This window comes from Pseudomonas sp. NY5710, from assembly GCF_013305665.1.
GTDB lineage: Bacteria > Pseudomonadota > Gammaproteobacteria > Pseudomonadales > Pseudomonadaceae > Aquipseudomonas > Aquipseudomonas juntendi.
Genome location: NZ_CP045554.1, coordinates 3,098,470 through 3,116,490, shown reverse-complemented (window position 1 = coordinate 3,116,490; position 18,021 = coordinate 3,098,470). Strand labels below are relative to the sequence as shown.

Here is an 18,021-nt window from a genome sequence, read left to right as displayed (position 1 = left end):
CATCAACCATGCGACTGATTCAATTTGAAAGCGCCGCCGGCGCACGCCATGTGGGCGTGGTGGAAGGCGAGTACGCCCTTGAAGTGCTGGGCGCCAGCAGCACCCGTGAGCTGGCCTTGCAGGCCATTGCCGCAGGCCGCGATCTGGCCAGTGAAGTCCAGGCCGCGGGGCTGGGTGAGCGGCACGACTACCTGGCCTTGCTGGCCCAGGGCCGTGTGCTGCCACCTTTGGACCACCCGGACCCGGCGCACTGCCTGGTCACCGGCACCGGCCTGACCCACCTGGGCAGCGCCGCCACCCGCGACAAAATGCACCAGCAACAGGCCGAAGGTACCTTGACCGACAGCATGCGCATGTTCCAGTGGGGCCTGGCGGGCGGGCGGCCGCCAGCGGGTGAGGAGGGTGCGCAGCCGGAGTGGTTCTACAAGGGCGACGGCGCGATCGTGGTGCGCCCCGGCGCCGACCTGCCGCTACCGCCCTTTGCCGAAGACGCCGGCGAGGAGCCAGAGCTGGTCGGGCTGTACCTGATCGGCCCGGGCAATACCCCGTACCGTCTTGGCTACGCCTTGGGCAACGAGTTTTCCGACCATGTGCTGGAGCGGCGCAACTACCTCTACCTGGCGCATTCCAAACTGCGCGCCTGCAGTTTTGGCCCGGAGCTTCGCCTGGGGGCGTTGCCAGCGCACCTCGAAGGCACCAGCTGCATTCTGCGCGATGGCCAGGTGCTGTGGAGCAAGCCGTTCCTGTCTGGTGAGCAGAACATGTGCCACAGCTTCGAGAACCTGGAGTACCACCACTTCAAGTACGGCCAGTTCCTGCGCCCTGGCGATGTGCATGTGCACTATTTCGGCACCGCCACACTGTCGTTCGCCGACGGCGTGCAGGCCCGACCGGGCGATACCTTCGAAATCAGCCTCGACGCCTTTGGCCAGCCGCTGCGCAACGGCATTGCCGCAGCGCCCGGGCAGGTTCGCCCGGGGCTGGTGAAAAGCCTGTGAGGGCCAGGCCTTCTTTCTTGTTACAGGAGTCAACCATGTCTGCAAGCAATTTCATTGGCGGCCAGCGCAGCGCTGCTGGCAGCGTTCACCTGCAAAGCTTCGATGCCCGCACCGGCGAAGCCTTGCCGGGGGTCTTCACCCAGGCCACCCCTGGCGAGGTGGCTGCCGGTGCCGAGGCCGCCGAAGCGGCATTCGTCGAATACAACGGCATGGCGCCCGAGCGTCGCGCGCAGTTTCTCGATGCCATTGCCGACCAGCTGGATGCGTTGGGCGATAGCTTCATCGCCACGGTGTGCCGCGAAACGGCCTTGCCTGCTGCGCGCATCCAGGGCGAGCGCGGCCGAACCAGCAATCAGCTGCGCCTGTTCGCCAAGGTACTGCGCCGCGGCGATTACCTGGCGGCGCGCATCGACCGCGCCCAGCCACACCGGCAGCCACTGCCACGCCCGGACTTGCGCCAATACCGTACCGGCGTAGGGCCGGTAGCCGTGTTCGGTGCCAGCAACTTCCCCCTGGCGTTCTCCACTGCCGGCGGCGACACCGCAGCAGCGTTGGCCGCTGGCTGCCCGGTGGTGGTCAAGGCGCACAGCGGCCATATGGCCACGGCAGCGCAGGTAGGCGAAGCTATCGAGCGGGCGGCGCAGGCGACCGGCATGCCTGCCGGGGTGTTCAACATGGTCTACGGTAGCGGTGTGGGTGAAGCGTTGGTGCGCCACCCGGCCATCCAGGCGGTGGGGTTTACCGGTTCGCTCAAGGGCGGGCGGGCCCTGTGTGACCTGGCGGCAGCACGCCCGCAGCCGATTCCGGTGTTCGCTGAAATGAGCAGCATCAACCCCGTGCTGGTCTTGCCCGCGGCGTTGCGCGCGCGCGGCGAGCAGGTGGCCGAGGCGCTGGCGGCGTCGGTGGTGCTGGGCTGCGGGCAGTTCTGCACCAACCCCGGGCTGGTCATTGGCATTGCCGGTGAGGCATTCACCGCCTTCACTGCGGCGCTGGCTGCGCAACTGGCCGACCAGCCCGCGCAAACCATGCTCAATACCGGCACCTTGCGCAGCTATGCCAGTGGCGTGCAGCGCCTGCACCAGCACCCAGGCGTGCGCCACCTGGCCGGTGCCGAGCAGGTTGGCGACCAAGCCTGGGCCCAGCTGTTCCAGGCCGATGCGAGCCTGCTGTTGAACGGTGACGAACTGTTGCAGGAAGAAGTGTTCGGGCCTGCCACGGTACTGGTCGAAGTCGCCGACGAAGCCGAGCTTCGCCGCGCTGTGCAAGCGTTGCACGGGCAGCTCACCGCCACCCTGATCGCTGAGCCGCAAGACCTCCAGCAGTTCGCCACGCTGGTGCCGCTGCTGCAGCGCAAGGCAGGGCGCCTGCTGCTCAACGGTTACCCCACCGGTGTCGAAGTGTGCGAAGCGATGGTGCATGGTGGGCCCTACCCGGCCACCTCCGATGCCCGTGGCACCTCGGTCGGCTCCTTGGCCATCGACCGCTTCCTGCGCCCGGTGTGCTATCAGGACTACCCCGATGCGCTGCTGCCCGATGCGCTGAAAAATGCCAACCCGCTGGGGCTGCAGCGCTTGGTCGACGGCCAGCACAGCCGTGAGGCATTGAGCTGACGCTGGCTTGAGCATGGCGGCAGCCCACGCCTTGCAGGGCGCACGGCGCCGACGGGGGAGTTTGTTGCCAAATGTGTGATTTCCTTCACGCACTCGGCGTCAAGAATGCGACCCCCGCCGTCGTCGAGGGGGACTGAACCAGGGCCCGCCATGCAAACGCTGTTGAACGAGATCCTTGAACAAGTACGCCCCTTGATCGGCACGGGCAAAGTTGCCGATTACATTCCTGCGCTGGCCGACGTGCCGGCCAAGCAACTGGGCATCGCCGTCTACAGCAACGATGGCAGTCACTACTGTGCAGGCGACGCCCTGGAACCGTTCTCGGTGCAGAGCATTTCCAAGGTGTTCAGCCTGGTTCAGGCGATAGGCCATTCGGGTGAAGCGATCTGGGAGCGGCTTGGCCATGAGCCGTCCGGCCAGCCATTCAACTCGCTGGTGCAGCTGGAGTTCGAGCGCGGGCGCCCGCGCAACCCGTTCATCAACGCAGGGGCCTTGGTCATCTGCGACATCAACCAGTCGCGCTTCGCTGCGCCAACCTTGTCGATGCGCGATTTCGTCCGGCGCCTGTCCGGTAACCCGCACATCCAGATCGACACTCGCGTCGCCGATTCGGAGTATCAGTTCCGCGCGCGCAATGCGGCCATGGCTTACCTGATGCAGTCGTTTGGCAACTTCCACAACGAGGTGGAAACGGTGCTGCGCAGTTACTTCAGCTACTGCGCACTGCGCATGAATTGCCTGGACCTGGCGCGGGCATTCTGCTTTCTGGCCAATGATGGCTTTTGCAAACACAGCGGTCAGCAAATCCTCAGCCGTCGCCAGACCCAGCAGGTGAACTCGATCATGGCCACGAGCGGCCTGTATGACGAGGCAGGCAACTTCGCCTACCGGGTAGGGTTGCCGGGCAAGAGTGGCGTGGGCGGCGGTATCGTCGCCATCGTACCGGGGCAGTTCAGCGTGTGCGTGTGGTCGCCGGAGCTGAACGCGGCGGGCAACTCGCTGGCGGGCATGGCCGCGCTGGAGTTGCTGAGCGCACGCATTGGCTGGTCGGTGTTCTGAATACCAGGCTGGCCTTGCGCGTGGTCGCTTGCCCCAGCCGGTTAGGCCAACCTGATTGAACGTTTCAGCGCCATGGGCCGTCGGTATTGCATGTCTTATGCAATGGAGGTAGCCCATGAAATACAGCGCACTCGGCAACACTGGCCTGCTGGTTTCGGAGCTGGTGGTTGGCACGGTCCCGTTCGGCGGGCGTGGCGCATTCGAAAAAACCGGTAGCGTGGATGTCGACCAGGCACGGCGCATGTTCGACATGGCCTTCGATGCCGGCGTCAATATGGTGGACACGGCCGACTTGTACTCGCACGGCCTTGCCGAAGAAATCGTTGGCCAGGCGCTGGCCCAGCGCCGCCAGTCGATCATCCTTGCGACCAAGGCGCGCAGCCCGATGGGCGACAACCCCAACGACAGCGGGGCGTCGCGTTACCACTTGATTCGCGCCTGCGAGGCCAGCCTCAAGCGCCTGGGTACCGACCATATCGACCTGTACCAGGTACACAACTGGGATGGTATGACGCCAGTGGAGGAAACCCTGGCGGCCTTGGACCACCTGGTGCAGAGCGGGAAGATCCGCTACTTCGGTACGTCCAACTACACCGCCTGGCAAATGATGAAAACCCTGGGCAGCGCGCGCGTGAATGGCTGGCAGCAGCCGGTATCGCAGCAAATCTACTACACCCCCGAGGCGCGCGAAGCCGAGTACGAATTGCTGCCCATGGCCATCGACCAAGGGGTTGCAACGTTGGTGTGGGGGCCCTTGGGCGAGGGGTTGCTGACCGGCAAGGTGCGGCGCGGCCAGCAGACCCCCAAGGGCACCCGCCAGGGCAATGACTGGCCAGAACCCTACGTGCATGATCGCGAGCGGGCCTATGACATCATCGAAGCCTTGATCACCATCGGCCAGCGCCATGGCTGCTCGCCGGCACGGGTATGCCTGGCCTGGCTCAAGGACCGCCCAGGCATCACCAGCGTGATCACGGCGGGGCGCAGCTTCGAGCAGTTGCATGACAACTTGCAGGCGACCGAGCTGGTGCTTTTGCCAGAAGACCTGGAACAGATGGAACAGGCCACGCGGATCGCGCCCCAGTATCCCTACTGGCACCGGATCGCGGCCGAGATGGACCGCATCGACCCTGCCGAGGCGCCATTCATCGCATTGCACCGCAAAACGATGCAGCTCCAGCAACCGTGACGAGTGCCGGTAATCGTTCAGCCACCATCGAAGAGGACATGCCCATGGCCGAGCAGCAGAAAGACCAGCAGACCCAAGTGCCAGCCCATTCCACGGAAGAGGAGAAGGCCCGTTTGAAAGACAAGAACAAGGAAGGCATACCGCCGGGCGCCGAGTAAACGCAGGGCAGCGCCAACCTGGCGGTCGTTTGGTTCTAAGGGCCAGGCGGCCGCTATTTACCTGAATTAATTTCTGCCCGACCGGTCAGGTATTGAGTCCTTGTTCAATCAAGAGGTTCTTATGCACGCCTATACGGTCCGCTATCAACTCAATGGCCAGCCTTGCACCCACACCTTCGAGCTCGAACAGACCGAGCTTGCCCTGCACCAGGCAGCGCTGCACCTGATGGTGCTGCACTTCGGCGACGGCGAGAACAGTTTGCTGATGCCGCCCGCTGATGCCAGCCCGGAAGAAGTCCTGGCCCAGGCCAAAGTAATGGGGCTGACCCAAATCGACGTGGCGTGACCAAGCCCACCGGGTGAGCCCGCCACCCCTTGGCGTGGCAGGCTGAACTTCAGCGCCGCCGTAATGCGGCGGCAAGCCCTATGGTCAGCACCACGGCACTGGCGATTGCCAGGCCGATGGCAGCCGCGGCGCCCCAGGCTTGCAGCAGTGCTGCCAATACCAGGTAGAACGCGATCACCCCCACCGCGCCAATCGCATTGCCCCGCACCATCGCGGCCATTCCGGGCCGGCCATTCTGAAGGTAGGCAAACACGACCAGCGGCCATGCGATTACCGGTATCGGTGCCAGCATGCCGCTGGTTGCCGGGCCCAGCCAGTCGGCCAGGCTTGTGGTCAGCATCAGCAGGCTGGTCGCGGCCACCATGCGCAGTGGAATTTCCCAGTATCGGTGCTTGGGGCGGGCCAGCATGTCCGGGCTGGGCTCGCGACCACTGGCGCGTATCAGCACCCCGATCAGAACCAGCGCTGCGGCAACCGACAGGTGCAGGTTGCCCCAGTGGGTAAATGCGTAAGCCACCAGGCCGTAGGCCAGCAACGCCAGCAGTACGGCGGGTACCAGCGCTGCCCGACGGGTGCTCCACATGAAGCAGCAGTACGTCGCCTGCACCGCCACCAGGCCGCCCAGTGCGCCAGGCACTGCAGCTACAGCAAAGGTGCTGCCCTGTTCCAGGCACAGGAAGGTCATGACCAGTGCCGAGGTAATGGGCATGCCGGACAACAGCCCGCCCAGCAGGCCGCCCCATCGGCGCGACGCCAGGGAAATGGCCCACATCAGCAAAGGGGTGACGATTAGCTTCAGGTACAACAGCGTCATTGCGCGAATGGGCCCAGGCCCAGCTCGGTGTGGGTGGCCAGGGGCTGCAGCAGCATGCAATCGTTCCTTGTACGTGGGGGCAAGCCTGCGAGCATGCGGCGGCGCAAGGGCCGGGGTCAAGGCTCGGGCCGGCCCTGCAGCCCGAAGCGGCTCACCACGGGATCCGCTGGCCGTCCCATCCCCAGAAGCTGCCACTGTCGGCTGGGTCTGTCCGGCCTACCTGGTCGATCACGCACTGAGCGGCAAACGCCGGCTCGAACAACTTGCCCGGCGGCACATTGCTTTGGAATGGGCGCGACAACGCGGTATCGGTGGTGCCTGGGTGCAGCGCCAATACCGTAGCCGCCGGGTTCAGGCGTTGCAGCTCGATACTTGCCGTGTGCAACAGCTGGTTCAGCGCCGCCTTGCTTGCGCGGTAGCTGTACCAGCCGCCCAGGCGGTTGTCGCCGATCGACCCCACCCGCGCCGACAGTGCGGCAAAGGTGGCCGGCTGTTGGCGCAGCAGGGGTAGCAAGTGCTTGAGCAGCAGAATGGGGGCGAAGGCATTGGTCACGAAGCTGGCCTGCAACCCGGCCAGGTCCAGCTGGGCCAGGGATTTTTCCGCCTTGGCGCCTTGCTGGTGCAGAATGCCCAGCGTGCTCACCACCAGGTGCAGGTGCTTGCAGCCAGCGCTGACCGTGCTGGCCAGTGCTGCGAGGGCCGCCTCGTCGCGTGCATCGCAATCCACCAGCCGCAGGCGTTGGCCGTGTGCGGCCGTCAGCGCAAGCAATGCGCTGCTACGGCTGGCACTGCGCGATACCGCCCACACCAGGTCGATATCGTCGCGGGCCAGCAAGGCCTGGCACAGTGCCAGACCGATGCCTTGGCTGGCGCCGCCTATCAGGGCATTGGCTTGCCCGGTCAATCCAGGGATCAGGTGCATGGGGCGCCCTCGGCACTGCGGGGTACTCCCAATGAGTACACCGGGTCATTGCAGATCATGCGCTACCGGCAGCAGTACCGCGGTAGCACGGCTCACAGGTTTTACGCCTGGTAGATCCTGGTCAACAAGCGCAGTAATTGCTCGCGCTCCTCGTCATTCAGTGCCGCGGTCGCTTCCCGGTCGCTGTCGCTGGCGATCTGCTTCAACTCCTTGAGCAGTACTTCACCGGCCTTGCTGAGAAAAATCCCGTACGAGCGCTTGTCCGGTTTGCAGCGCACCCGTACGGCCAGGGCGCGTTCTTCCAGCTTGTTCAACAGCGGCACCACCTGGGGTGGCTCGATGGCCAGCGAGCGAGCCAGGTCCGCCTGCATCAGCCCTGGGCTCTGCTCGATCACCGCCAGCGCCGAAAACTGCGCCGGGCGCAGATCATGGGCAGCCAGCCGGCCGATAAAGTTCTGAAACAGCTTCAACTGGGCACGGCGAAGGGCATAACCGATCAAGTCTTCAAGCACGACATCCGCCCCGGAAACGGCGGTGGCAGCGGTATCGGTAGTGCGGGCAGACCTTCCCATCGGGTGAATGGCTCCTGGGGCATGGGTAAGAAAGTTACCTAGTTTGCCTGCCTTGGCAGGATCCGGCTAGAGGAGGGCAGGTGAAAAAGAGCGGTGGCTGAAATGCTGCAAAGGATAATTTTCATAATAGTTAATTGACATAACTAATTTGCTCCCTTAGCTTGAAGGCATCACCCCGAACAACAAGAGTGCAGAACCATGAGCAAATACGCAGGCCGTTGGGCTACCGTGAAAGTCGAGTTGGAGTCGGGCATTGCCTGGGTCACGCTCAATCGGCCAGAAAAACGCAACGCCATGAGCCCCACCCTGAACCGGGAAATGATCGACGTGCTGGAAACGTTGGAGCAGGACGCCGAGGCTGGCGTACTGGTCCTGACCGGTGCCGGGGAGTCGTGGACGGCCGGCATGGACCTCAAGGAGTACTTCCGCGAGGTGGACGCCGGGCCGGAAATCCTTCAGGAAAAAATCCGCCGCGATGCCTCGCAGTGGCAGTGGAAGCTGCTGCGCATGTACGCCAAACCGACCATCGCCATGGTCAACGGCTGGTGTTTCGGCGGCGGTTTCAGCCCGCTGGTGGCCTGCGACCTGGCCATCTGTGCCGACGAAGCCACGTTCGGCCTGTCGGAAATCAACTGGGGCATCCCGCCCGGCAACCTGGTCAGCAAGGCCATGGCCGATACCGTGGGCCACCGTCAGTCGCTGTACTACATCATGACCGGCAAGACCTTCGGTGGGGCAAAGGCGGCCGAAATGGGCCTGGTGAACGAAAGCGTGCCATTGGCGCAACTGCGCGAAACCACCCGCGAACTGGCGCTGAACCTGCTGGAGAAAAACCCGGTGGTGCTGCGTGCCGCCAAGAACGGCTTCAAGCGTTGCCGCGAGCTGACCTGGGAGCAGAACGAAGACTACCTGTATGCCAAGCTTGACCAGTCCCGCCTGCTGGACACCGAAGGGGGGCGCGAGCAGGGCATGAAGCAGTTCCTCGACGACAAGAGCATCAAGCCAGGCCTGCAGGCTTACAAGCGTTGAGTGCCAGCGGGCCGCGCCGCCCCTGGCGGCAGCCCGCGAATAGTGCCCATGAATACAACGAGAGGAATGAGCATGTTGCAGGTGCCTTTGCTGATTGGCGGGCGGTCGTGCCCCGCCAGCGATGGACGAACCTTCGAGCGACGCAACCCGGTCAGTGGTGAAGTGGTATCGCAGGCGGCCGCGGCTTCGCTGGGCGATGCCGATGCCGCTGTGGCAGCCGCCAGCGCGGCATTCCCGGCGTGGGCAGCGCTGGCGCCCAGTGAGCGACGTAGCCGCCTGCTGGCCGGCGCAGACCTGCTGCAGGCACGCGCCGGCGAGTTCATCGCTGCGGCCGGTGAAACCGGGGCGATGGCCAACTGGTACGGCTTCAATGTGAAGCTGGCGGCCAACATGCTGCGTGAAGCCGCCGCCATGACCACGCAGGTCACCGGCGAGGTGATCCCTTCGGATGTGCCTGGCAGTTTCGCCATGGCCTTGCGCGCACCGTGCGGGGTGGTGCTGGGTATCGCGCCCTGGAATGCCCCAGTCATTCTGGCCACGCGCGCCATCGCCATGCCCCTGGCGTGCGGCAATACCGTCGTGCTGAAGGCGTCGGAGCAGAGCCCGGCGGTGCACCGGTTGATCGGCCAGGTGCTTCAGGATGCGGGGCTGGGCGACGGCGTGGTCAACGTCATCAGCAATGCCCCGGAGGATGCGCCAGCGGTGGTCGAACGCCTGATTGCCAACCCCGCTGTGCGGCGGGTGAATTTTACCGGCTCCACCCAGGTGGGGCGCATCGTCGGCGAGTTGGCCGCACGCCACCTGAAACCGGCCTTGCTGGAGTTGGGCGGCAAGGCGCCGTTGCTGGTGCTGCACGACGCCGACCTGGACGCCGCGGTCGAAGCGGCGGCCTTTGGTGCTTACTTCAACCAGGGCCAGATCTGCATGTCCACCGAGCGCTTGCTGGCCGATAGCCGCATTGCCGATACCTTTGTCGATAAGTTGGCAGTCAAGGTCAGCGGGCTTCGTGCTGGCGACCCCCAGGCCAGCGACTCGGTGCTCGGTTCGCTGGTCAGCAGTGCGGCGGGCGAACGCATCAAGGCGCTGATCGACGATGCCGTGGCCAAGGGCGCTCGCCTGGTCTGCGGCGGCCAGCTGGACGGCAGCATCCTGCAGCCGTCGCTGCTCGACCATGTCGACAGCAGCATGCGCCTGTACCGCGAGGAGTCGTTCGGGCCGGTGGCTGTAGTGCTGCGCGCCGAAGGTGACGAGGCCTTGCTGCAACTGGCCAACGATTCGGAGTTTGGCCTGTCTTCAGCCATTTTCAGCCGGGACACCGGCCGGGCGCTGGCCCTGGCCCAGCGCGTGGAATCGGGTATCTGCCACATCAACGGGCCGACCGTGCACGATGAAGCGCAAATGCCCTTCGGCGGGGTGAAGTCCAGCGGTTATGGCAGCTTCGGCAGCCGCACGGCCATCGACCAGTTCACCCAGTTGCGCTGGGTTACCTTGCAACAGGGCCCCCGGCATTACCCCATCTGAGCAACACGCAATGGGCCGCCCCGGGCAATGCCCGGCGGCGGCAGCCTGTACAACAAGAACAAGGAGCAACCTGCGTGAATACCCAAGCCCGCCTGCGGTCATCCGATCCTGGCCAACCGCCGCGCTACCGGCAGGTGTCCATTGGGCACCCACAAGTGCAGGTCAGTGAAACCGACGGTGTGCTGCGCATGCTGCCGCTGGAGCCGTTGGCGCCTTTGCCGGCGCGCCTGCTCGACCGCCTGCTGCACTGGGCGCGCGTGCGCCCGCACACCACCTTCATCGCCGCGCGCGAGCCCAGCGGTGGCTGGCGTGAAGTCAGCTATGCGCAGATGCTCGACCAGGTACGTACCATCGCTGCCCACTTGCTGGGGTTCGGCCTTGGCGCCGAACGGCCGCTGGTAGTGTTTTCCGGCAATGACATCGAGCACCTGCAGCTTGCCCTGGGGGCCATGTATGCCGGCATTCCTTACTGCCCGGTGTCGCCTGCCTACGCACTGCTGTCGCAGGACTTCGCCAAGCTGCGCCACGTTTGCGAGGTGCTGACCCCTGGCCTGGTGTTCGCTACCGACAGCCAGCCGTTCCAGCGTGCCTTCGATACCGTGCTGGATGAGTCGGTGCCGGTGGTCAGCGTGCACGGCCAGCCGCCACGCCGCCGCCATTTCAGTTTTGCCAGCCTGCTGCAGCCCTGTGATCTGGCGCCGGCAGACGCTGCGTTCGCCGCCACCGGGCCCGATACCATTGCCAAGTTCCTGTCCACCTCGGGTTCCACCAAGCTGCCCAAGGCGGTGATCACCACCCAGCGCATGCTCTGCGCCAACCAGCAGATGCTCCTGCAGACCTTCCCGGTGTTTGCCGAAGAGCCGCCGGTGCTGGTCGACTGGCTGCCCTGGAACCACACCTTCGGCGGCAGCCACAACCTGGGCATCGTCCTGTACAACGGCGGCAGTTTCTATCTGGACGCCGGCAAGCCGACCCCGCAAGGCTTCGCGGAAACCTTGCGCAACCTGCGCGAGATTTCGCCCACGGCCTACCTCACCGTACCCAGGGGCTGGGAAGAGCTGGCCAAGGCGCTGGAGCAGGACGCCCAGCTGCGCGAGGTGTTCTTCGCCCGCATGAAGCTGTTCTTCTTTGCCGCAGCGGGGCTTTCGCAAAGCGTTTGGGACCGCCTGGACCGTATCGCCGAGCAGCACTGCGGCGAGCGTATCCGCATGATGGCGGGCCTGGGCATGACCGAGGCGGCGCCGTCCTGCACCTTTACCACCGGGCCGCTGTCGATGGCCGGCTACGTCGGCTTGCCGGCACCAGGTTGTGAAGTGAAGCTGGTGCCTCAGGCCGACAAGCTCGAAGCGCGGTTTCGCGGCCCGCATATCATGCCGGGCTACTGGCGCTCGCCGCAGCAGACCGCCGAGGTGTTCGACGAGGAGGGCTTCTACTGCTCGGGCGATGCCCTGAAACTCGCCGATCCGCAACAGCCGGAGCAGGGCCTGATGTTCGACGGCCGCATCGCCGAGGACTTCAAGCTGTCGTCGGGTGTATTCGTCAGTGTCGGGCCACTGCGCAACCGTGCGGTGCTGGAAGGCTCGCCCTATGTGCAGGACGTCGTGGTCGCGGCGCCCGATCGCGAGTGCCTGGGCATGCTGGTGTTCCCGCGGCTACCCGAGTGCCGGCAATTGGCGGGGCTTGGGGCAGAGGCCAGCGACGCCCAGGTGCTGGGCAGCGACGCGGTGCGCCAGTGGTTTGCCAACTGGCTGACGCACCTGAACCGGGACGCCCAAGGCAACGCCAGCCGCATCGAATGGCTGGCCCTGCTCGAAGAGCCGCCCTCGATCGACGCGGGCGAAATCACCGACAAGGGCTCGATCAACCAGCGTGCGGTGTTGCAGCGGCGCGCTGCCCTGGTCGAGGCGCTGTATCGCCGCGAAGCCCCGGGCCAGTTGCACGCACAGGCGCGGCCATGAGCGGCGGGCTGTGCACTGTGTTCGACGACGTTGCCATCGTCGAAATGGTGCGCACCCCTTGGGTTGACCTTGGCGGTGCGCTGGCAACCGTGTCACCCATTGACCTGGCCATCAAGGCCGGGCGGGCGGTGCTGGCGCGTGCCGGTAGCGATCCGCAGGCCGTGGGCAGCGTGCTGGCCGGCAGCATGGCCCAGGCCAGCTTCGATGCCTATTTCCTGCCAAGGCATGTCGGCCTTTACTGTGGCGTGCCGCTGGCAGTGCCGGCCTTGGCGGTACAGCGCATCTGTGGCACGGGGCTCGAGCTGTTGCGCCAGGCGGCCGAGCAACTGCGCAGCGGGGCGCCACAGGTGCTGTGCGTAGGTGCCGAATCCATGTCCCGCAACCCGATCGCGGCCTATGAACACCGGGGCGGCTTCCGCTTGGGGGCGCCGGTGGGGTTCAAGGACTTTCTCTGGGAGGCGTTGTACGACCCGGCGGCCGATGTGGACATGATCGGCACCGCAGACAACCTGGCCCGTGAGCATGGCCTGGCGCGGGAAACCGTGGATGCCTGGGCCTTGCGCAGCCATCAGCGCGCGTTACAGGCCCAGCAGGCCGGTTGGTTCGCTGAGGAAATCGTCAGCATCAGCAGCGAAAGCTTCTTCGCCGAAGGCTACCAGCCACGCGGTATCGAACTGCCACGCGGGCTCGCCGAAGTGCGCCGCGACAGCCACCCACGGCCCACCGATGCTGCAGCGCTGGCGCGGCTGCGTACCGTGCACCCTGGTGGGGTACAAACCGCAGGCAACAGTTGCGCGGTGGCCGATGGGGCGGCGGCGGCGGTGGTGGCGCCCTACGCCAGTTGCACGCGACCGCCCCTGGCGAAACTGTTGATGGCCACGGCGGTAGGCGTATCGCCGCACACCATGGGTATCGGGCCGGTGCCGGCCATCGAGCTGCTACTGCGCCGCAGCGGCTTGCGCGCAGACCAGATAGACCGCTTCGAAATCAACGAAGCGCAAGCCGCGCAGGTGGTGGCGGTGGCCCAGGCGCTACAGCTCGATGTGGCAAAGCTCAACGTTCACGGTGGCGCCATTGCCCTCGGGCACCCGCTGGCCGCCACCGGGTTGCGGCTGGTGCACACACTGGCCCGGCAACTGCAGCAGGGCAACCTGCGCTATGGGGTGGCTGCTGCGTGCATAGGCGGCGGCCAAGGCATGGCGCTGCTCATCGAAAACCCCCGTTTCACTGCCTGAACAAGAGGTGTTCCATGGCCTGGAAGGCCCCCCTGCTGGACATGCAATTCGTGCTGCAACATTGGCTCCAGGCTGATAAGGCCTGGCAGGCAATGCCGCCTCATGCCGACCTTGACTTGAACCTGGCGTGGCAGGTGCTGGAACAAGCCGCCCGCTTCACTGAACAGGTGCTGGTGCCGCTGAACGCCACAGGTGATCGCCAGGGTTGCCGTATGGAGGAGGGGCAGGTGCGGACCCCGCACGGTTTCCCGGCGGCCTACCGGGCTTATATCGAGGCAGGGTGGCCGGCACTGGCCTGTGCCCTGCAGTTCGGCGGCCAAGGGTTGCCGCTGGTGCTCGACGCTGCGCTGCAGGAAATGCTCTTCGCCAGCAACCATGCCTGGGCCATGTACACCGGTATCGCCCATGGCGCGTACCAATGCCTGCAGGCGCATGCCAGCGGACAACTGCAGGCACGCTACCTGCCTGGTATTGTCAGTGGCGAGATCCTGCCCACCATGTGCCTGACCGAGCCCCAGGCCGGCAGCGACCTGGGCCTGTTGCGCTGCCGCGCCGAGCCGTTAGGCGACGGCCGTTATGCCATCACGGGCAACAAGCTGTTCATCTCCGGCGGCGACCACGACCTGACCCGCCAAATCGTGCATCTGGTGCTGGCGCGGCTGCCGGGCGCGCCGACCGGCAGCCGCGGTCTGTCGCTGCTGCTGGTCCCCAAATGGCTGGAAGACGGTCAGCGTAATGCGGTGCAGTGCGAAGGCCTGGAGCACAAGCTGGGTATCCGCGGTAGCGCCACCTGTGCATTGCGCTTTGAAGCGGCCAGCGGCTGGTTGGTGGGGCAGGCGCACGGCGGCCTGGCGGCGATGTTCGTGATGATGAATTCGGCCCGGCTGCACGTTGGCTTGCAAGGGCTGGCGCACGCCGAGGCCGCCTGGCAATGCGCCCGGGAATACGCCATGGCGCGTAGGCAGATGAATGCGCCCGGGCAGCCCAAGGGCCAAGCCGACCCCATTCACTTGCACCCCGCCATGCGCCGGGTGCTGCTTGAGCTGCGGGTGCGCAGCGAAGGTATGCGCGCACTGGGCTACTGGGCGGCGCACTGGCTGGATGTGGCCGCAGCGGCCACTGATCCCGGGCAACGGGCCAAGGCGGCGACGCTGGCGGCGCTGCTGACACCGGTCATCAAGGCCGCCTTCACCGAGCAAGGTTTCACCCTGGCCAGCAAGGCCCTGCAGGTGTTTGGCGGTTATGGCTACACCTGCGAGTTCAGTATCGAGCAAACGCTGCGCGACAGCCGCATCGCCATGATCTACGAAGGCACCAACGAGGTGCAGGCCAACGACCTGCTGCTGCGCAAGGTGCTGGGTGACGGCGGGGCGGGCATGGCACTGCTGCTGGGCGAACTGCGTAAAGAAGCCGGCACCGGCATGGCGGCTGCGGTTCTGCAGAAGGTATGTGCGGTGCTGCAAGGGCTACTTGCCGAGGTCATGGCCAAGGCGGCCGCTGACCCCGAGTACCCGTACCGCGCGGCCGGCGACTTCCTGCAACTGTGTGCCACGGCGTTGCAGGCGTTTGCCTGGGCGCGCACCGAGCGTTGCCTGCAGGCCCTGCCGGTGGACGCGCCACTGCGCCTGCAAAAGCAGGAAAGCATCGGCTTTTTCTGCAACTACCTGATGCTCGATTTCGACCGCCAGGTAGCGGCCGTGGTGGCGGCCGCTGCCCCGTTGCCCAGCATTACCGCACCGTTCTGAAGCCCACGTGTGAAGTGGCCATGAACACCGGCTGAGGTTGCCGCGCCGAAGGCCGGTAGCGCAGGCAGCGGTCTGCCGAACACAGGTGCGACCCCCCCTTGATCACTGCCACTTTCACGCCGGGGTCGGCAGGGTCTTGGCTGTCGTCCAGGCTTGGCCCGGGCGGGTCCAGGCCAGCGTCGCGCTGCGGCGCATGGCCAGGGCGGTAACCCGTGCGGGTCAACTCCCAGACATTGCCCCCGGCATCGAACAGGCCAAAGCCGTTGGCCGGGAAACAGCCCACCGGCGAAGTGCCGGTGAAACCGTCGGTGGCGGCGTTGTGGTACGGGAATTGGCCCTGCCAGGTATTGGCCATGGCTTTGCCCTTGGGCAGTTCGGTCATGCCCCAACTGAAGTCGGCATCCTGCAGGCCGCCGCGCATTGCATATTCCAGCTGCGCCTCGCTGGGCAGCCTGCGCCCGGCCCAGCGCGCATAGGCCTGTGCATCCTCCAGTGCCACTTGCACCACCGGGTGGTTATCCAGCCCTTGCAAGTCGCTGCCCGGGCCTTGCGGGTGGCGCCAGCTTGCCCCGGGCACGAACTGCCAACCCGGGCGCAGCACATCCGGCCCTTGCTTGAACACCATTGCCCCCGGCACGCGCAGGTGCTGGGGCAGGCTGGGGTCGTCGGCCGTGTCGATCCCCCGCTCGGCATGGGTGAGGTAGCCGGTCGCCGCGACAAAACGCGCGAACTGGGCATTTGTGACCGGGTGTACATCGATCCAGAACGCCGACACTTGCGCCAGGTGGGCGGGGCCCTCCTCGTCGTAGTAGCGGTCCGAGCCGAAACTGAACTTGCCGCCGGGCAGCTGCACCATGCCGTCCCGCCAGGGGCCTTCACGGGGGGCGGGTACACCGCCATAGCCATCACACAGCAGCGCCGGGGCCGCCGCTTGCGGCCAGGCGCTGTAGCCAATGGCGAGCAAACCGGCGGCGAGCAGTGCGCAGCCGGCTGCACGCCCGATCATTGCTTGCTGGCCACCGCCGGGCTCGCCACTCTGGCAGGGCTGGCGGGGCGGCCATCGGCATCGGTCACGATATTGCTGCGCTGGGCGTAGGCCTTCCAGTCGCGCAGCATCTGTGCCACTTGCTCGGGGTGCACAGCGGCGATGTCGTGGTGCTCACCTGGGTCTTTGCGCAGGTCGTACAGGTGCCACGCCGGTTTGCCGTCGGTGGCATCCCACAGCAGCTTCATCGGGCCCTTGCGCAGCGAAGCACTGCCGTTGATTTCCCAGCCCAGGGCTTCGTCACCGGCATGGATGAGCGTGTCGTCGCCTTGCAGGTAGTCCAGTGCCGAACTGCCCTGCGGCGGCACGATATCGCGGTCGCGGTACTTGATGCCGGGCATCGGCGCACCGGCCAGTTGCAACAGGGTGGGCATGATGTCGCGCACGCTGGCCAGCGCTTCGCTGCGCCCCGCTTTGATCGTGGCCGGGTAGTAGACAAAGGCCGGCACGCGGATGCCGCCCTGGTAGGTGGTCATCTTGTAGCGGCGGCTGGGCAAGGCGCTGACCTGGGCCCAGGCCGAGCCGATCATCAGGAACGAGTCGCGTCGGCCGTAGTTGTCCAGGCGGTTGTCGAAGTGCTGGCTGATCCACGTCGGGTCCACCCGTGAGGCGTTCTCCGGGCCATTGTCGGACATGAACAGGATCAGCGTATTTTCCAGTTCGCCCCGCTGGCGCAGGTGCGCTACCAACCTGCCCACCTCGGCATCCAGGGCGCTGACCATGGCGGCGTAGACCTCCATGGTGCGCGCCGATTGGCGTTGCTGCTCGGCGCTGAGCGATGCCCAGCTCGGCACCCCTTCCAGTTGTGCGTCCAGCGGGAAGTCGGCCGGTACCAGGCCGGCCTTGCGCTGGCGCTCCAGGCGCTGTTTGGCGATGGCCTCGTAGCCCTGGTCATAGCGGCCGCGGTATTGCGCCAGGTACTGGTCCGGTGCCTGCAGCGGCCAATGCGGCGCGGTATAGGCGGCGAAGGCGAAGAACGGTTTGTTGCCAGGGTTGGGCTGGTCAATCGCGCCAATGAGGCGGTCGGTGAACCAGGTGCTGGAGTAGAAGTCGGTGGGCAGCGCGATGGGTTCACCGTTGTGCAGGAAGGTTGCGCTGTAGTTCGGCTGCAAATGCATGTTGGCTTGCTTGAAGTGCGCGGCGCCGCCTTCGAGCAGCACGTAGGCCTGGTCGAACCCGCGGTTCTGCGGCTGTTGCGCAGGTTGCATGCCCAAATGCCATTTGCCGGAAATGAAGGTCCGGTAGCCGGCATCGTGCAGCAGCTCGGCGAGGGTGGCGACATTGCCTGCCAGCACACCCTCGTAGCCGGGGCGCACTTCAGTGCCAGGCGGCAGGCGCTTGCGTGCCTCGGCCATCATGCCCAACCCGGCCAGGTGTGGGTCGTTGCCGGACATCAGCATCGCCCGCGTAGGGGAGCAACTGGGCGCGGCATGAAAGTCCAGCATCAGGCGGCCGTCGGCCAGCAGGCTGTCCAGGTTGGGGGTCTGAATTTCGCTGCCCAGTGCTGACAGGTCAGAAAACCCGAGGTCGTCAGCCACGATGAGCAGAATGTTTGGTTGTTTAACGATAGGGACGGCCATGGCTTGGCTGGTGCCGAGCACCAGCAGGCCGAGCGCGGCAAGGGATTTTAGGCAGTTCATTGAGATGCTCTTGTTGTTTTGGTAGGTGAAGGGCAGTGCTTACCCTCAGGTTAGACACCACGCAGCTTCGATATTAGCGGCCAAGGGCGGATTTGCGCAGGCGGTTGGCGCATAAGCGTTCGATCAGCGAACGCTTATGCGCGCAGGTCGCTTGTCGGCAGCACTTAACCATTGACGGCA

The 18,021-nt window shown here is 65.6% G+C and carries 15 protein-coding genes; 10 read left to right on the top strand and 5 right to left on the bottom strand.

Translation table 11 applies throughout. The features are described 5' to 3' along the window. The first annotated feature begins 8 nt into the window (after positions 1–8). The 5 genes from araD1 to GEV39_RS14020 all read left to right on the top strand — a co-directional run bounded on the left by araD1 (position 9) and on the right by GEV39_RS14020 (position 5,360). Positions 9–998, top strand: a complete 990-nt coding sequence (araD1, locus tag GEV39_RS14040; protein WP_173889822.1) for an AraD1 family protein — start codon at positions 9–11, stop codon at positions 996–998. A 35-nt stretch (positions 999–1,033) separates the two neighbouring features. Then, positions 1,034–2,608: an aldehyde dehydrogenase (NADP(+)) gene (locus tag GEV39_RS14035; protein ID WP_173889820.1), complete on the top strand. Its 1,575-nt coding sequence runs from the start codon at positions 1,034–1,036 to the stop codon at positions 2,606–2,608. 150 nt (positions 2,609–2,758) lie between these two features. Continuing rightward, positions 2,759–3,667 carry a glutaminase B gene (glsB, locus tag GEV39_RS14030; RefSeq protein WP_173889818.1) on the top strand — a complete coding sequence of 303 codons (909 nt, stop codon included), beginning with the start codon at positions 2,759–2,761 and terminating at the stop codon, positions 3,665–3,667. A 115-nt stretch (positions 3,668–3,782) separates the two neighbouring features. After that, entirely contained in the window at positions 3,783–4,856 is a 1,074-nt protein-coding gene (locus GEV39_RS14025; RefSeq protein ID WP_173889816.1) for an aldo/keto reductase, read from the top strand. Between the two features lie 279 nt (positions 4,857–5,135). After that, positions 5,136–5,360, top strand: coding sequence for a hypothetical protein (locus GEV39_RS14020; RefSeq protein WP_173889815.1), 225 nt, complete (start codon positions 5,136–5,138; stop codon positions 5,358–5,360). Positions 5,361–5,409: 49 nt separating this feature from the next. Here the strand turns inward: GEV39_RS14020 and GEV39_RS14015 are convergent, their stop codons facing one another. The 3 genes from GEV39_RS14015 to GEV39_RS14005 form a co-directional block, all read right to left on the bottom strand. Continuing rightward, positions 5,410–6,174 carry a hypothetical protein gene (locus GEV39_RS14015; protein WP_173889813.1) on the bottom strand — a complete coding sequence of 255 codons (765 nt, stop codon included), beginning with the start codon at positions 6,172–6,174 and terminating at the stop codon, positions 5,410–5,412. Positions 6,175–6,325: 151 nt separating this feature from the next. Continuing rightward, a complete protein-coding gene (locus tag GEV39_RS14010) occupies positions 6,326–7,096 on the bottom strand; it encodes an SDR family NAD(P)-dependent oxidoreductase (RefSeq protein ID WP_173889811.1) in 771 nt (256 codons plus the stop codon). 101 nt (positions 7,097–7,197) lie between these two features. After that, a complete protein-coding gene (locus GEV39_RS14005; protein ID WP_173889809.1) occupies positions 7,198–7,668 on the bottom strand; it encodes a MarR family winged helix-turn-helix transcriptional regulator in 471 nt (156 codons plus the stop codon). A gap of 198 nt (positions 7,669–7,866) precedes the next feature. Between GEV39_RS14005 and GEV39_RS14000 the strand changes: the two genes are divergently transcribed. From GEV39_RS14000 to GEV39_RS13980, 5 genes are all read left to right on the top strand, one after another. Continuing rightward, complete coding sequence (locus tag GEV39_RS14000; protein ID WP_009685852.1) at positions 7,867–8,697, top strand: p-hydroxycinnamoyl CoA hydratase/lyase; 831 nt, start codon at positions 7,867–7,869, stop codon at positions 8,695–8,697. A gap of 72 nt (positions 8,698–8,769) precedes the next feature. Further along, positions 8,770–10,218, top strand: coding sequence for an aldehyde dehydrogenase (locus GEV39_RS13995; protein ID WP_173889807.1), 1,449 nt, complete (start codon positions 8,770–8,772; stop codon positions 10,216–10,218). Between the two features lie 74 nt (positions 10,219–10,292). Continuing rightward, positions 10,293–12,176: a feruloyl-CoA synthase gene (locus tag GEV39_RS13990; protein ID WP_173889805.1), complete on the top strand. Its 1,884-nt coding sequence runs from the start codon at positions 10,293–10,295 to the stop codon at positions 12,174–12,176. Continuing rightward, positions 12,173–13,411: a thiolase family protein gene (locus tag GEV39_RS13985; RefSeq protein WP_173889803.1), complete on the top strand. Its 1,239-nt coding sequence runs from the start codon at positions 12,173–12,175 to the stop codon at positions 13,409–13,411. The genes GEV39_RS13990 and GEV39_RS13985 overlap by 4 nt, the downstream gene beginning before the upstream one ends. 14 nt (positions 13,412–13,425) lie before the next feature. Beyond that, on the top strand, positions 13,426–15,156 hold the full coding sequence (locus GEV39_RS13980) for an acyl-CoA dehydrogenase family protein (RefSeq protein ID WP_173889801.1): 1,731 nt from the start codon (positions 13,426–13,428) through the stop codon (positions 15,154–15,156). On the opposite strand, the gene GEV39_RS13975 is transcribed toward GEV39_RS13980, so the two are convergent. Both GEV39_RS13975 and GEV39_RS13970 read right to left on the bottom strand, forming a co-directional pair. Next, complete coding sequence (locus GEV39_RS13975) at positions 15,140–16,162, bottom strand: formylglycine-generating enzyme family protein (protein ID WP_173889799.1); 1,023 nt, start codon at positions 16,160–16,162, stop codon at positions 15,140–15,142. The genes GEV39_RS13980 and GEV39_RS13975 overlap by 17 nt on opposite strands. Further along, positions 16,159–17,841, bottom strand: a complete 1,683-nt coding sequence (locus GEV39_RS13970) for an arylsulfatase (RefSeq protein ID WP_173889797.1) — start codon at positions 17,839–17,841, stop codon at positions 16,159–16,161. The genes GEV39_RS13975 and GEV39_RS13970 overlap by 4 nt, the downstream gene beginning before the upstream one ends. Between the last annotated feature and the right edge of the window lie 180 nt (positions 17,842–18,021).